Source organism: Alistipes sp. AF48-12 (assembly GCF_003477565.1).
GTDB lineage: Bacteria > Bacteroidota > Bacteroidia > Bacteroidales > Rikenellaceae > Alistipes_A > Alistipes_A hominis.
The window spans coordinates 62,780-77,527 of sequence record NZ_QUDJ01000010.1; the positions used below are offsets into that span (position 1 = coordinate 62,780).

Annotated in this window: 11 protein-coding genes and 1 pseudogene; 7 read left to right on the forward strand and 5 right to left on the reverse strand. The window is 57.5% G+C overall.

What is annotated here, in order from left to right; genetic code table 11:
* Window positions 1-633: 633 nt before the first annotated feature.
* The 3 genes from murA to DW082_RS07750 all read right to left on the reverse strand — a co-directional run bounded on the left by murA (window position 634) and on the right by DW082_RS07750 (window position 3,151).
* Window positions 634-1,941, reverse strand: a complete 1,308-nt coding sequence (gene murA / locus DW082_RS07740; RefSeq protein ID WP_101572084.1) for a UDP-N-acetylglucosamine 1-carboxyvinyltransferase — start codon at window positions 1,939-1,941, stop codon at window positions 634-636.
* A gap of 110 nt (window positions 1,942-2,051) precedes the next feature.
* Window positions 2,052-2,810 carry a glycosyltransferase family 2 protein gene (locus DW082_RS07745; protein ID WP_101572025.1) on the reverse strand — a complete coding sequence of 253 codons (759 nt, stop codon included), beginning with the start codon at window positions 2,808-2,810 and terminating at the stop codon, window positions 2,052-2,054.
* Between the two features lie 83 nt (window positions 2,811-2,893).
* Window positions 2,894-3,151, reverse strand: coding sequence for a hypothetical protein (locus DW082_RS07750; protein WP_118458111.1), 258 nt, complete (start codon window positions 3,149-3,151; stop codon window positions 2,894-2,896).
* Window positions 3,152-3,313: 162 nt separating this feature from the next.
* Here DW082_RS07750 and DW082_RS07755 point away from each other — a divergent pair, with 162 nt between their 5' ends.
* From DW082_RS07755 to DW082_RS07780, 7 genes and pseudogenes are all read left to right on the forward strand, one after another.
* Window positions 3,314-6,127 carry a sugar-binding domain-containing protein gene (locus DW082_RS07755; RefSeq protein ID WP_118458113.1) on the forward strand — a complete coding sequence of 938 codons (2,814 nt, stop codon included), beginning with the start codon at window positions 3,314-3,316 and terminating at the stop codon, window positions 6,125-6,127.
* A 12-nt stretch (window positions 6,128-6,139) separates the two neighbouring features.
* A pseudogene (gene trkA / locus DW082_RS15325) lies at window positions 6,140-7,481 on the forward strand (Trk system potassium transporter TrkA).
* Window positions 7,482-7,562: 81 nt separating this feature from the next.
* Window positions 7,563-9,068: a GH3 auxin-responsive promoter family protein gene (locus DW082_RS07765; RefSeq protein ID WP_101572016.1), complete on the forward strand. Its 1,506-nt coding sequence runs from the start codon at window positions 7,563-7,565 to the stop codon at window positions 9,066-9,068.
* Window positions 9,065-10,243 (forward strand): glycosyltransferase, encoded by a 1,179-nt coding sequence (locus DW082_RS07770; RefSeq protein WP_306345973.1) that lies wholly within the window; start codon window positions 9,065-9,067, stop codon window positions 10,241-10,243. The genes DW082_RS07765 and DW082_RS07770 overlap by 4 nt, the downstream gene beginning before the upstream one ends.
* Before the next feature lie 72 nt (window positions 10,244-10,315).
* Window positions 10,316-10,930 carry a deoxynucleoside kinase gene (locus DW082_RS07775; RefSeq protein WP_055202901.1) on the forward strand — a complete coding sequence of 205 codons (615 nt, stop codon included), beginning with the start codon at window positions 10,316-10,318 and terminating at the stop codon, window positions 10,928-10,930.
* A gap of 94 nt (window positions 10,931-11,024) precedes the next feature.
* Window positions 11,025-11,330, forward strand: coding sequence for a hypothetical protein (locus tag DW082_RS15030; RefSeq protein ID WP_259335559.1), 306 nt, complete (start codon window positions 11,025-11,027; stop codon window positions 11,328-11,330).
* Window positions 11,252-12,289, forward strand: a complete 1,038-nt coding sequence (locus DW082_RS07780) for a methyltransferase RsmF C-terminal domain-like protein (RefSeq protein WP_259335552.1) — start codon at window positions 11,252-11,254, stop codon at window positions 12,287-12,289. Before DW082_RS15030 ends, DW082_RS07780 begins: the two co-directional genes overlap by 79 nt.
* A gap of 91 nt (window positions 12,290-12,380) precedes the next feature.
* On the opposite strand, the gene asnA is transcribed toward DW082_RS07780, so the two are convergent.
* Together asnA and tyrS are read right to left on the reverse strand one after the other, a co-directional pair.
* On the reverse strand, window positions 12,381-13,418 hold the full coding sequence (gene asnA / locus DW082_RS07785; RefSeq protein WP_101572012.1) for an aspartate--ammonia ligase: 1,038 nt from the start codon (window positions 13,416-13,418) through the stop codon (window positions 12,381-12,383).
* 18 nt (window positions 13,419-13,436) lie between these two features.
* On the reverse strand, window positions 13,437-14,726 hold the full coding sequence (gene tyrS, locus DW082_RS07790; RefSeq protein WP_153497732.1) for a tyrosine--tRNA ligase: 1,290 nt from the start codon (window positions 14,724-14,726) through the stop codon (window positions 13,437-13,439).
* Between the last annotated feature and the right edge of the window lie 22 nt (window positions 14,727-14,748).

Below are 14,748 nucleotides of genomic sequence, written 5' to 3' on the forward strand. Positions count from 1 at the left end.
GAAACGATCCCGGAAAAGACGAAATATCAGGCCGGGTACCAACCCCTAATTTTCCGGCGCGCGCCGGAAAAGGACATAAAAATACCGGCGGCCGATACGAACCTCCGCGTGCCGGAGGTCAGGTTCGTATAAACACCCGTTCTTTCGAGGTAAATTCAAAGAGAAAGGGAATCCCGTCGTTAAAAAAAGCCCGGTCCGACTTTCCGACAATACCCTCGCCATGACATTAATCGAAAAACCGAACCGGACCTTTTTCGTCTCAAAACTTCGTTTAATTCACTTTCATAAACACCCCTAATCAAGGGATATGAGCCGGATTACGCAATCCCAGTATGAAATCCGGTCCATATCCCCAAATAAATTATTCGATAAATTCTTATATAATAAAGAATATTATTATTTTATTACGTCAAAAGTATAGTTCCAAAAAGACGGAATCAATAGCATTCCATTCCTTTTTTATACCTTTATCCGGCAGGAAACGAAACAAACGAAAGATTTTGAAAAACAGAAAAAAGTGTCCGCCGACGCCGGAACGAACGTCCGGACAGGAAAATCAGGCGCCGGGGACGGCAGAACGCCCCCTGAAACCGCAGCGCAACGGGACGCTCGCTCCCGGCGCGGCGCGCGGTATTATCCGATCCGGCGGATGCAGGCGCCGAGAGCGTTCAGCCGCCCGTCGATATTCTGATACCCCCGGTCGATTTGCTCGACGTTCTGGATAATGCTACGTCCGTCGGCCGACATCGCGGCGATCAACAGCGCGACCCCGGCCCGGATATCGGGCGAAGTCATCGTCGTGGCGCGCAGCCGGATTTTATGGTCGTGCCCGATGACCGTCGCACGGTGCGGGTCGCACAGGATAATCTGCGCGCCCATATCGATCAGCTTATCGACGAAAAACAGCCGGCTTTCGAACATTTTCTGGTGGATCAGCACCGATCCCTTGGCCTGCGTAGCCACCACCAGGAAGACCGACAGCAGGTCGGGCGTCAAGCCCGGCCACGGCGCATCGGCGATGTTCATGATCGAACCGTCGATAAAACTCTCTATCTCGTAATGCTCGTGCCGGGGAATGTAGATATCGTCGCCGCGCTGCTCGAACTCGATTCCCATCCGCGCGAACTGCGCCGGAATGATCCCGAGGTTTTCGAACGAAACGTCTTTGATCGTGATCCGGCTGCGGGTCATCGCGGCCATGCCGATAAAGCTGCCCACCTCGATCATATCGGGCAGCAGCGTATGCGCGGTCCCGTGCAAACTTTCGACCCCGTCGATCACCAGCAGATTCGACGCGATCCCCGAAATCAGCGCCCCCATGCGGTTCAGCATCCGGCACAATTGCTGCACGTACGGCTCGCAGGCCGCATTGTAGATCGTCGTCCGGCCCTTCGCCAGCACGGCCGCCATGACGATGTTGGCGGTACCGGTCACCGAAGCCTCGTCGAGCAGCATGTAACATCCCTTCAGGTTTTTGCCCGAAACGGAAAAAAAGTTCGTGCCGGTATCGAAATCGAATTCGGCCCCGAGCTTCTGAAAACCGATGAAATGCGTGTCCAGCCGCCGACGTCCGATTTTGTCGCCGCCCGGCTTCGGGATGTAACCGACTCCGTAGCGCGCCAGCAGCGGCCCGATAATCATCACCGAACCGCGCAACCGGGCCGCCCGGTCGCGGTAGTCGTCGCTCTGCAGGTAATCGAAATCGATCTCCTTCGCCTCGAACGAGTAAGAGCCCTCGCCGAGCCGGTGGACGATCACCCCCATCTTTTCGAACAATTCGATCAGTTGCAGCACGTCGACGATGGCGGGAATGTTATGGATAATGACCTTCTCCGGCGTCAGCAACGTGGCGCACAATACCTGCAACGCCTCGTTCTTGGCCCCCTGCGGACGGATCTCGCCTTCGAGCGGCGTTCCTCCCTTCACTTCAAATGTTGCCATAAACAGTTTTCCGTATAACGATTGTCCCTGCATACGGGACGAATTTCAGTCAAATGTAACAATAAGCCGCAAATATTCCAAAAACGGCCGGCGCACCGCAAGCGCCCCTCTTAATCCTCGGAAGACTGACGCTCCCAGATTTTGGCGATCGTCGCGAACTTGTAACAAGCGTTCAGCACGGCATAGGTAAAACCAGCCTTCCCGTCGCGGAAACCGCCCTTGACGACATAGAACCGCAGGAACCGCCAGGAACACTTCGAGAAAGCCTTCCAGACCGAAAAACGCTGGTCGGCGCGGCGCAACAGCTCCTTATCGGAGTAGAGGTCGATCTTGGCGATCCGCGACGAGACGCTTTCGTTGGCCAAGTGCTCGACCGCCAATTCCCGCCGACGGCTCGGAATGGCGAATATCCCGCCGTCGATCACCGGACGGGCATGGATCGTTTCCGGCCAGTAGGTCTTCGACTTGCGGATCAGCCGGATGATGTAATCGGGATAGTCCCCGTGCATGAAACGCCCGAGAAAATAGTTTTTACGCGCCATTTTCAGCGCGGCGTAGCCCCGCTGCTCGGCCGTTTCGGCGAACCGGTACAGGTATTCCCGCAGCGCGTCCGGAACCACCTCGTCCGAATCGAGCACGAGCACCCACTCGTTTTCGGCCTGCGCAATCGCATAATTGCGGGCCGGCTCGACGATGCCCGTGCGCTCGTGGTAAACGATCCGGCAGCCGTATTTCTCGGCAATGGCGATCGTGCCGTCGGTGCTGTGCATATCGCACAGTACGATTTCGTCGAACTTTTCGACCGAGCGCAGGCACTGGTCCAGAAAGCGGTCCGAATTGAACGTATTGATAACCACGGAAATCTTCATAGCATTCGGTTTTTTAGCAGTTTTTTTTCGAAAACGGGACGCGGACGGCCGATCATTTTCCGGGCTTTTTGTCCGGAACTCCCTTACAGTCCGCCGCCGTGCAAGAAGCGCAGCCCGTCCCGGCGCACCCGTCGTCCGACGCGCACTCCCCGCGCAGGTTCTCCTCTTCGGCCCGCATCTGCTGCGCGGCGCACCGGATCCCCCCGTTTTTTCATGTGTCGGTTCTCGCCAATCTCGGAATCCATATAGTGTCCCTTGAAAATAATCGTCAGCGACAACCCGATTACGAAAAAGGCGACCGCACCCGCGGCGATCAAGAAAATCAACAATCCGGACGACATAACTCTGTTTTTTGATTACTCCGATTCAAATCTTTACAAAGTTCGTACAAACGCCGCTAAAAACCAACAATATTTCGTCCGCCGGATAGAAAAAAGAGATTTTGTCCGGAAAGTTATATCTTTGTATATCGTAATCATTTGATAAACTCAACGTCGGAAACTATGAACAACCCGATCCGAATACTGCTGACGGCCGCGCTGTGCTTATTGACCGTCCATACGAGCTTCGCCCAGCAGGCCATACAGTCGCTCGCCGGAACATGGCGTTTCGCGCTCGATCCCGAAAACCGGGGAACCGACGGTTGCTGGTTCAATACGCGGTTGGCCGAATCCGTAACGCTTCCCGGCTCGTGCGAACAGAACGGTTTCGGCGTCAGAGCCGTTGAGCCGACCGTCGGGAAGCTGACCCGCGTCGTACGATACGAAGGGAAAGCGTGGTATCAGCGAGATTTCGACGTTCCGCAGAAGTGGGCCGGCAAACGAATCGAACTGTTGCTCGAACGCTGCCACTGGGAGTCGAACGTCTGGATCGACGGCAAGTCTGTCGGCACGCAAAACAGCCTGTCGGCGCCGCACCTGTACGACCTGGGCGCACTGTCGCCCGGCCGGCACACGCTGACCGTCTGCATCGACAACACGTATAAAATCCCGATCGGAACCTGGGCGCACGCGATCACCGAAGACACGCAGGGGAACTGGAACGGGATCGTCGGCCGCATCGAACTGCGGGCCACCGACCCGGTTTGGATTCGCGACGTGCAGGTTTTCGAAGACCATTTGCAGGTCAAATTAGGGAACAATACCGGGAAACCGGTATCCGCGACCGTGCAAGGTTCCTCCTGCTCCATTCCGGCCGGCGGAACCTCGGTAAAGCTGCCGTTCGCGCCGAACGCAAAAGCGTGGGACGAATTTTCGCCGGCGTTGCACGAACTGGATGTCGTGCTGAAAGCCGGGAAATACGGCGACCGCAAAACCGTTACGTACGGATTGCGGAAACTCGGCACGAAAAACAAACAGTTCACGGTCAACGGCAGGCCGACGCTGATGCGCGGCCCGGTCGACGAATGCGTCTACCCGCTGACCGGTTATCCGCCGATGGACAAAGCGGCATGGATGCGGGTGCTGTCGATCTGTAAATCATACGGGTTCAATTACATGCGTTTCCACTCGTGGTGTCCGCCGGAAGCGGCGTTCGCTGCAGCCGACGAATTGGGCTTCTTTTTCCAGGTCGAAATCCCGCTGTGGACGATGGACGCCCCGCATTTCGGACAGCATCCCGAACGCGACCGGTTCATCGTCGACGAACTGGATCGCATTCTGGAAGCCTATGGCAATCACCCGTCCTTCGCGCTGATGGCAATGGGTAACGAATCGGCCGGAACGCTCGGCGAACTGGTGCAGAAAGGACGTTCCGCCGATCCGCGGCGGCTCTACCGCTGTGAAAACGGCGACACGGAACAGGACGGCGATTTCTTCGAAACCGGACAACGCGGCATCGCAGGCCCGCGTACCGACTGGGACCGCTGGTCTGCCGGGGGATGGATCGCGGGCGGTGAGAACGACGGCGTGAACCGTACGACCGGCGCTCCCGTTCCGACGCTATCGCACGAAGTGGGCCAATGGGCCATGTACCCCGATTTCGACGAGATCGACAAATATACCGGCACGCTGCGCGCATACAATTACGAAGGATATCGCCGTTCGCTGGCCGAACGCGGAATGCTCGACCAGAACAAGGATTTCGCCCGGGCCAGCGGCCTGTTCAGCGTGCTGCTCTACAAGGACGAAATCGAAGCCAGCCTTCGCACCTATCCGCACGGAGGATTTCAGATTCTCGAAGCCCGCGACTACCCGGGGCAGGGCACGGCCATCGTCGGATGGCTCGACGCGTTCTGGGATTCCAAAGGACTGATCGAACCGAAAGAGTTCCGCCGTTTTTGCGGCCCGACGGTAGCTCTGCTGCAAATGCCGAAACGGGTTTACACCTGCGACGAAACGTTCAAGGCCGTTGCCGAAATCTCAAATTACGGCCCGAAAAACCTACCTATCAAACCGGAATGGACGCTCGCCGACGAGAGCGGCCGGACGATAGCCGGCGGCTCGTTGCCGGCGACCGTCGCCGAGACGGGAAAAGTCTCCGGACTCGGAGAAATCTCCGCCCCGCTGCGAACGGTCGGTGAGGCGGCACGCCTGACGCTGACGCTGAAAGCCGGCGGCACGTCGAACAGTTGGAACATCTGGGTCTATCCGGCCCGGCAGCCGGAAACGCCGGCCGGAGTACGGATCGCCTACGAATACGATCGGACGACCCGCGACGCACTGGCGCGCGGCGAGCGCGTACTGCTGTTTTCCGACCCGACCAAAGGACTTTACAAAATCGACCGAGTGATGCTCGGGCCGGATGAAATCCGCCTGTTCGAAGTAAAACCGGGGCAGAACGCACTGGAGGGAACCTTCATGCCGGCATTCTGGAATATGCGGCTGTTCAATCAGGTAGGAACGCTCGGCATCCTATGCGATCCGGCGCATCCGGCGTTCGACGGATTCCCGACCGAGGCGCACAGCGACTGGCAGTGGGCCGACCTGCTCGGACGGTTCTCGGCCGCCGAATCGTTCCGGACGGCCGGAGCTCCGCCGTCCTATTGCGACGAACGCGAAAAAACATGGGGCGACGTGCGTAATCGGTCGAAGGCGATCGTGCTGAACGGCACGCCGGACGATTACCGTCCGATCGTACAGGTGATCGACAACTACGAACGCAACTACAAACTGGGTTCGATTTTTGAAACACGCGTAGGGCCGGGCAAACTGCTTGTCTGCGCGATGGATCTGGATACCGACGCGGCGAACCGGCCGGCGGCCCGGCAGTTGAAAAGCAGCCTACTGAATTACGCGGCCGGCGACCGGTTCGACCCACAGTTCGAACTGCCGGAAGAACTGCTGGAACGGGTACTTACTTTCGAAGACGAAAAATAAAACGAACGGAATATGAAAATCGTAATCGCCGGAGTCGGCGAAGTGGGCAGCCACCTGGCCAAAATGCTGGGCAGCGAATACCACGAAATAACGGTCGTCGACAACGACCCGAAACGGCTCGAGTCGATCGCCGGAATGGTAGACGTCATCGTCGTCGAAGGGGATTGCACGACTTTTGCGACCCTGAAAAAAGCGGCCGTCCGCAAAGCCGACCTGTATATCGCCGTACTGCCCGAAGAGACTTCGAACGTCGTGTCGGCGATGCTGGCCAAACAGCTCGGCGCCCGTAAAACGATCGCGCGGATCGACAACAACGAATACCTCGAACCGAACAACAAGGAGATGTTCATCAACATGGGCATCGACTACCTTTTCTATCCGGAGAAAGCCGCGGCGCAGGAGGTCATCAACCTGCTGGGGCATACCAGCACGACCGAATACGTCGACTTCTCGGGCGGCAAACTCTCGCTGGTAGTCTTCAAGATCGACGCCGCGTCGCCGCTGATCGACAAGTCGCTGATCGAGATCACCGGCGACCGCGACAGCCTGCCTTACCGCACGGTCGCCATTTCGCGCGACGGCGAAACGATCATCCCGCGCGGCAACGACCGGTTCCAGGAGGGCGACAACATCTATGTGATCGCGAACCAGAGCGCGGAAAAAGAGGTCGTCGCTTTCTCGGGCAAGACCGACATCGACATCAAGAACATGATGATCCTCGGCGGCAGCAAAATCGGGGTGCAAGTAGCCTCCGAACTGCAGGACGAAGTGAACATCAAACTGGTCGACTACACGCCCGAAAAAGCCTACAAACTGGCCGAACAGCTCGAAAGGACGCTAATCATCAACGAGGACGGACGCAATACCGACGCCATGATCGAAGAGGGCCTCAGCAACATGGACGCTTTCCTGGCCGTCACCGGGCGCGCCGAAACCAATATCCTGGCGGCAATGCTGGCCAAACGCCTCGGCGTAAAAAAAAGTGATCGCCGAAGTGGAAAACCTCAACTACATCAACCTGGCCGAGAATATGGGTATCGACACGATCATCAACAAAAAACTGATCATGGCCAGCAACATCTTCCGGTTCACGATGAGCACCGACGTGCAGGCGATCAAGTGCCTGACCGGATGCGACGCCGAAGTGCTGGAATTCATCGTCAAACCGAATTCGCCGGCCACCAAGGGAAAAATCAAAGACCTCGATTTCCCGCACGACGCGATCATCGGCGGGATCGTCCGCGGCGACAAAACGTTCATCGCCGTCGGCAATATGGAGATCAACGCCTACGACCGCGTGGTGGTCTTTTCGCTGCCGTCGGCCATCTCGCGGATCGGCAAGTTCTTTAACTGACGATCCGTTTTTTGATTATTTTGCACCCCCGTATTCCCGTCGAACGGAATACGATCCTGTAAAACAACGACTTTACCAATTATGCCTCTGCTCACACAGCTCGTACGCCTGTTTTTCCTACGCCGCCTACGGGAAATCGACCGCTTCCGGTCGCACCCTGCGGAAGTACAGCAACTACAACTGCAAAAACTGCTGCGACAGGCATCCGCAACCGCTTTCGGAAAGGAATACCGTTTCGACGAGATCCGCGACGGACGTCAATTCGGCGAACGGATTCCCGTGACGGACTACGCAGCGTTCGGCAGCTACATCGACCGTATCCGCCGCGGCGAGAACAACGTCACGTGGCCCACGGACATCCGCTGGTTCGCCAAATCGTCCGGAACGACCGCATCGAAAAGCAAATTCATCCCGGTCAGCCGCGAAGGTTTGCGGAATTGCCATTTGCGGGGTCCGATGGACATCGTCTGCATGGTCGCCGACCGCTATCCGGAAAGCCGCGTATTTTCGGGCAAAACGCTGACGCTCGGCGGCAGCCACCGGCTCGAAAATACCGGAGGGACGGCCCAGGAAGGCGACCTGTCGGCCATCCTGATCGAGAATACCCCGCGATTCGGCCTCCGGATGCGGGTTCCGAAACCCGAGACGGCGCTGATCGCCGATTTCGAACGGAAAGTCGAAGCGATCTGCCGGGAAACCGTCTCGCAGAACGTCACCTCGTTCGCCGGCGTCCCGTCGTGGAATCTCGTGATGCTGAAAAAAATACTCGAATATACCGGCAAGAACAACATCCTGGAGGTATGGCCGAACATGGAACTGTTCGCCCACGGCGGTATGAACTTCAAACCCTACCGCGAGCAGTACCGCCAGATCATCCCGTCCGACCGGATGAAATACATCGAAACTTACAACGCCTCGGAAGGCTTTTTCGCCATCCAAGACGATCCGGCGACCGACGACATGCTGCTGATGCTCGACTACGGGGTCTACTACGAATTCCTGCCGATGCAGCACCTGAACGATCCGTCGCGCGCAGTCCCGCTGGAAGGGGTCGAACGCGGCGTGAACTACGCCCTGATCATCTCGACCTGCAACGGCTTGTGGCGGTACATGATCGGAGACACGGTCGAGTTCACCTCGCTCGCCCCGTACAAGATCAAAATTACCGGCCGCACCCGCCATTTCATCAACGCCTTCGGCGAAGAGGTGATCGTCGACAACGCCGAAACGGCGCTGCAGGCCGCGTGCGAAGCCACCGGCGCCCGGATCGCCGAATATACGGCCGGCCCGGTCTACATGACCGGCCAATCCAAAGGATCGCACCAGTGGATCGTCGAGTTCAGCGTGCCGCCCGCCGACACGGAACGCTTTGCCGACGAACTGGACCGCGCGTTGCAGCAGGTCAACTCCGACTACGAAGCCAAACGTTTCAAAGATACCACGCTGCTGCGCCCCACGCTGACCGTCGCGCCGGAAGGCACTTTCTACCGCTGGATGAAAGAGCGAGGCAAAGTCGGCGGCCAAAACAAAGTCCCCAGACTCTACAACGACCGCACTTATATCGACCAATTAATCCGCCTGCTATGAACGAAATGAAATCCGCCGTTATCGTCGGGACGGCCTATCCGTACCGCGGAGGGCTGGCCGGAATCAACCAGACGCTGGCCCGCACGTTCATCCGTTGCGGCATTCGCTGCCGGATTTTCACATTCACGGTGCAATATCCTTCTTTTTTATTCCCAGGTAAGAGCCAGTATGCGGACGGCCCGGCGCCGGAAGGACTCGACATTACGCGGATGCTGAATTCGGTCAATCCGTTGAGTTGGATCCGCACCGGTCTGAAAGTACGGCGCGAACGGCCCGACGCGGTGATCGTTCGCTATTGGATTCCGCAAATGGCCCCGGCCCTGGGCACCGTATGCCGGATCGCGCGGCGAAAAGGGATCAAAACCATCGCGCTGCTCGACAACGTCGTTCCGCACGAAAAACGGCCGATGGACACGCTGCTGACCCGTTACTTCCTCGGATCGATCGACGGGTTCGTCTACATGTCCGAACAAGTGCACAGCGACCTGCAGTCGTTCCGACCGGACAAACCGGCCGTCTTCTCGCCGCATCCGATGTACACGAACTACGGCGAAAAAATCGAACGGGAAGAGGCCTGCCGCCTGCTGCGGCTCGACCCCGGACTGCGCTATACGATGTTTTTCGGTTTCATACGAGACTACAAAGGACTCGACCTGTTGCTCGACGCATGGGCCCTGCTCAGCGAACAGGGCAAAACAGCCGGACACCGGCTGATCATCGCCGGCGAATATTACAGCGGCAAGGAAACTTACATGAACCAGATCGAACGGCTCGGGATCGGGGACGAGATGATTCTGTTCGACTACTTCGTGGCCGACGAAGAGGTGGCCCGTTTCTTCTCGGTCAGCGACCTGGTCGTACAACCGTACCGTAGCGCCACGCAAAGCGGCGTAACGCAGGTGGCTTACTTTTTCGACGTCCCGATGGTCGTGACCGGCGTGGGCGGACTGCGCGAGATCGTCCCGGACGGAGAGGTCGGTTTCGTGGTCGACCCGAAACCGCAGGCCATCGCCCGGGCGATCGACCGTTACTACTCCGAAAACCTGTCCGAAAAATTCAGGGAGAACATCCGCAACTACAAAGTCCGATTCACCTGGGAACGGATGGCCGAAAATTTTCAAAAGCTTTACCGGACGATCTGCGAAAACGCGAAAAAAACCGAGAAAGCCGGATAAACCGGATAAAAATAATAAATTTGCAAAAATGTGTTTCCCGGAAAAAGATCCGGGCACCTCGAAAAATTTGAAATGTATATCGCCATTGCCGGAAATATCGGGTGCGGAAAGACCTCGCTGACCAAGATCCTCTCCGAAAGAACGGGCGCCAAAGCCTATTTCGAGGAGAGCGACAACCCGTATATCGGCGATTTCTACGACGACATGAACCGCTGGTCGTTCAACCTGCAGATCTACTTCCTGGGACAGCGCATCCGGCAAGCCAAAGAGATCTTGGCTACCGGCAGCGACCTGATCCAGGACCGTACGATCTACGAAGACGCGTATATTTTCGCCGCCAACCTGCACGAAAGCGGGCTGATGACCACGCGGGATTACAATACTTACCTGAAAATCTTTGACCTCGCAACGGGACTGATCGCCCGGCCCGATCTGCTGATCTACCTGAAAGCGAGCGTACCGACGCTGATCCACCAGATCCGCAAACGCGGCCGCGCCTACGAGATGAGCATACAGGAAGAGTACCTCGAACGGCTGAACCGGAAATACGAAGAGTGGATCGGCCGCAACTACGACGGAGAAATTCTGACGATCGACGTGGACCACACCGACTTTATCGCCGATCCGTCGTCGCTGGACGACCTCGTGTTACGGATCGGATCGTTCAAAAATACCGAAAAGGAATGACCCTGCCGCTGCCCGAACTTTTTCGCAGCCGGACGACGGAGTCGCTCGGGACTTCCGAAGCGGAACGATTGTTCGCCGCGCTGGACAACGGCGAATCGCCGGTCAGCATCCGTTTCAACCCCTACAAAATCGGTCGCAACCCGAAGGCAGGCAGGTTCCGTGGTGCCGTTACGGCTACTACCTCGACGAACGCCCGCAATTCACGCTCGACCCGGCGTTCCACGGCGGCGCCTATTACGTCCAGGAAGCCAGTTCGATGTTCCTCGAAGCAATTTTCAGGCAGATTTTCGAGCCGGACGCCGCTCCCAGGATACTCGACCTGTGCGCGGCCCCCGGCGGCAAGACGACGCTTCTTTCGACCCTGGCCGGAGCCGAAGGCTGGTCGTCGCCAACGAGGTGATCCGCCAACGGGCTTCGGTATTGGCCGCAAATGCGGTCAAATGGGGGATCGGAAACATCGTGGTGACCAACAACGACCCGGCGCATTTCGCCCCGTTCGAACACTATTTCGACCTGATCGCCGTGGACGCTCCGTGCTCGGGCGAAGGCATGTTCCGCAAAGATCCGGCGGCGCGCACCGAGTGGAGCGAACAGGGCGTCAAACTCTGCGCGGCACGCCAGCGACGCATCCTCAGCGACATCTGGGGTTCGCTGCGTCCCGGCGGAATCCTGATATACAGCACCTGTACGTTCAACGCCGCAGAAAACGAAGAAAACATCGCCTGGCTGTGCGGCGAATACGACTGCGAACCGGTCGAAATCGCCGTCGATCCTTCATGGGGCGTCGTAAAAGGAGAAACGGACGGGATCAATACGTTCCGGTTTTATCCGCACCGGGTGAAGGGAGAAGGCTTTTTCGCAGCCGTAATCCGCAAAAGCGACGGACGGCGGCGGGAACGTACGCCGAAGCCGCGCAAAGCGATCTTTTCGGCGCTCAATCGCCCCGAAACCGACATCCTGTCGCAATGGGTGGCCCAACCCGAATACATGCGCTTCGCGAAGGTCAACGGCACCGCCTACGCCTACTACCGGGAAGCGTTCGGAGCCGTCCGGCAGATTTCCGAGAGTCTGACGGTCATCCATTCGGGCATTCCCGCCGGACAGCTCTTCGGCGCGAAATTCAAACCCGAACATGCGTTGGCCCTGTTCCACGACGTATCGCGCGAAACGGTTCCGCAGGCCGAGTTCGACCTGCCGCAGACTCTCGATTACCTGCGTAAAAACGAAATCGACCCCTCCCTGTTGCAGGAAGGCATCAACATGGTCTGCTACAACGGCCTGCCGCTCGGATGGATCAAACGGATCGGCGGACGGTGCAACAACCTCTATCCGAAAGAATCCCGGATCGCCGCGCTTTAAAAACCACCCGGTAAACGGCAGACGCAAAAAAACCGCGCGGATCCCTTCCGGAACCCGCACGGCGGCATTTATAAACAATTATTCCTAAGAATCAAACCAACTCGATACCCGCTTCGGAACATTCGCGGCGCATCGATTCCGGCCAGATACTGCTCTGTATCTCGCCGATGTGGGCTTTGCGCAGCAGGTACATGCACAACCGCGACTGCCCGATCCCGCCGCCGATCGTGCAGGGCAACTCCCCGGCCAGCAGCTTTTTATGAAAATAGAGATCGCGTTTGGCCTGTTGCCCGCGTATTTCGAGCTGCCGCGCCAGCGACGTCTCGTCCACGCGAATCCCCATGCTCGACACCTCGAAAGCGTTTCCGAGCACCGGATTCCACAGCAGCAGGTCGCCGTTCAGCCCGTTGTAACCCTCTTCGTTCGGCGTACTCCAGTCGTCGTAATCCGCGGCGCGGCCGTCATGCGGCTCGCCGTCCGAAAGGGCCGCGCCGATCCCGATCACGAATACGGCGCCGTATCGCCGTACGATCTCGTTCTCGCGCTCTTTCGGTTTTTTGCCGGGATACAGGTCGAGCAACTGCTGCGCATGGATGAAATGGATCTCCTCGGGCAGCGACGGAACCAACTGCGGAAACTCGACGTACAATTTGTTTTCGGTCACTTTGATCGCCTCGTAGATACGGCGCACCGTTTGTTTCAGGAAAGCGATGTTGCGCTGTTCGCGCGTGATCACCTTCTCCCAATCCCACTGGTCGACGTACAGCGAATGGATATTGTCCAGCTCTTCGTCCGGACGCAGCGCGTTCATATCGGTATAAATCCCGCGGCCGGGAGCCACTTTCATTTCGCCTAACTTCAGTCTTTTCCATTTGGCCAGCGAATGCACCACTTCGGCGCGTTGCTCGTTCATATCGCGGATCGGAAACGAAACGGGACGTTCCACGCTGTTCAGGTCGTCGTTGATCCCCGTTCCGGTCAGTACGACCATCGGGGCCGTCACCCGCAGCAGGGCGAGCTGTGCGGACAGGTTCTCCTGAAACATATCCTTTACATGCTTGATCGCCTTTTCGGTGTTCTCGACGTTTTCGAGCAGGTTGCGGTATCCGGAAGGTTTTATCAATGTCATCTTATCGGGCGTTTACGGTTATTTGACAACGATCAGGAAATAGTTCTTTTTTCCCTTTTGCACGAGCAGGTATTTACCGGAGATCAGGTCGGAGGCCGAAACGATCGCATCGACCGCGGTAACCTTCTCTTTGTTGAGCGATATGCCGCCTCCCTGGATCAGCTTGCGGGCTTCGCCTTTCGACGGGAAAACCGACGCATGTTCGGTGCACAGAGCGATGAAATTCACTCCGCCGGCAAGCGTCGAAGCCGGCACTTCGAACTGCGGAACTCCGTCGAAAACCTGTAGGAACGTCCGCTCGTCGATCCGGCGCAACGCATCGGCCGTCGCATTTCCGAATAGGATACCCGAAGCCTCGACCGCCTTGCGGTACTCCTCCTCGGAATGAATCATGCAGGTAATCTCGCGGGCCAGCGTCTTCTGCAACTCGCGCAAATGGGGCGCCTCCCGGTGCGCGGCGATCAGCGCATCGATCGTTTGCCGATCGAGCATCGTGAATATCTTAATATAACGTTCGGCATCTTCGTCGCTGACGTTCAGCCAGAATTGGTAGAACTGGTACGGCGACGTATAACGCGCATCGAGCCATACGTTCCCGGCCTCGGTTTTGCCGAATTTCGTCCCGTCCGCCTTCTTGATCAGCGGGCAGGTCAGCCCGAACGCTTCGCCGCCTGTTTTGCGGCGGATCAACTCGGTTCCGGTGGTGATATTTCCCCATTGGTCGGAACCGCCCATTTGCAATTTGCAGTTCTTATGCTGATAAAGATGCAAAAAATCGGTTCCTTGCACCAGTTGGTACGTAAATTCGGTGAACGACATGCCGTCGCCCTCGCCGCTGAAGCGCTTCTTGACAGAGTCTTTGGCCATCATGTAGTTGACCGTAATGCATTTGCCGATGTCGCGAATAAATTCCAGGAACGTGAAATTCTTCATCCAGTCGTAGTTGTTGACCAGTTCGGCCGCATTCGGAGCGTCGGACTCGAAGTCGATCAGGTGACTGAGCTGCCTTCTGATCCCCTCCTGGTTGCGACGCAGGGTCTCCTCGTCGAGCAGGTTGCGCTCAAGCGACTTGCCCGACGGGTCGCCGATCATGCCGGTAGCCCCGCCCACCAGGAAAATGGGCTTATGCCCGCACCGCTGGAAGTGTTTCAGGATCATAATGCTGACAAGGTGCCCGATATGCAGCGAATCCGCCGTCGGGTCGATTCCGACGTAAGCCGTCGTCATCTCCTTGTTCAATTGCTCCTCGGTTCCCGGCATGATATCGTGCACCATGCCCCTCCATTTGAGTTCCTCTACAAAATTCATCGGTTTTATGTGCTTTTAGCAG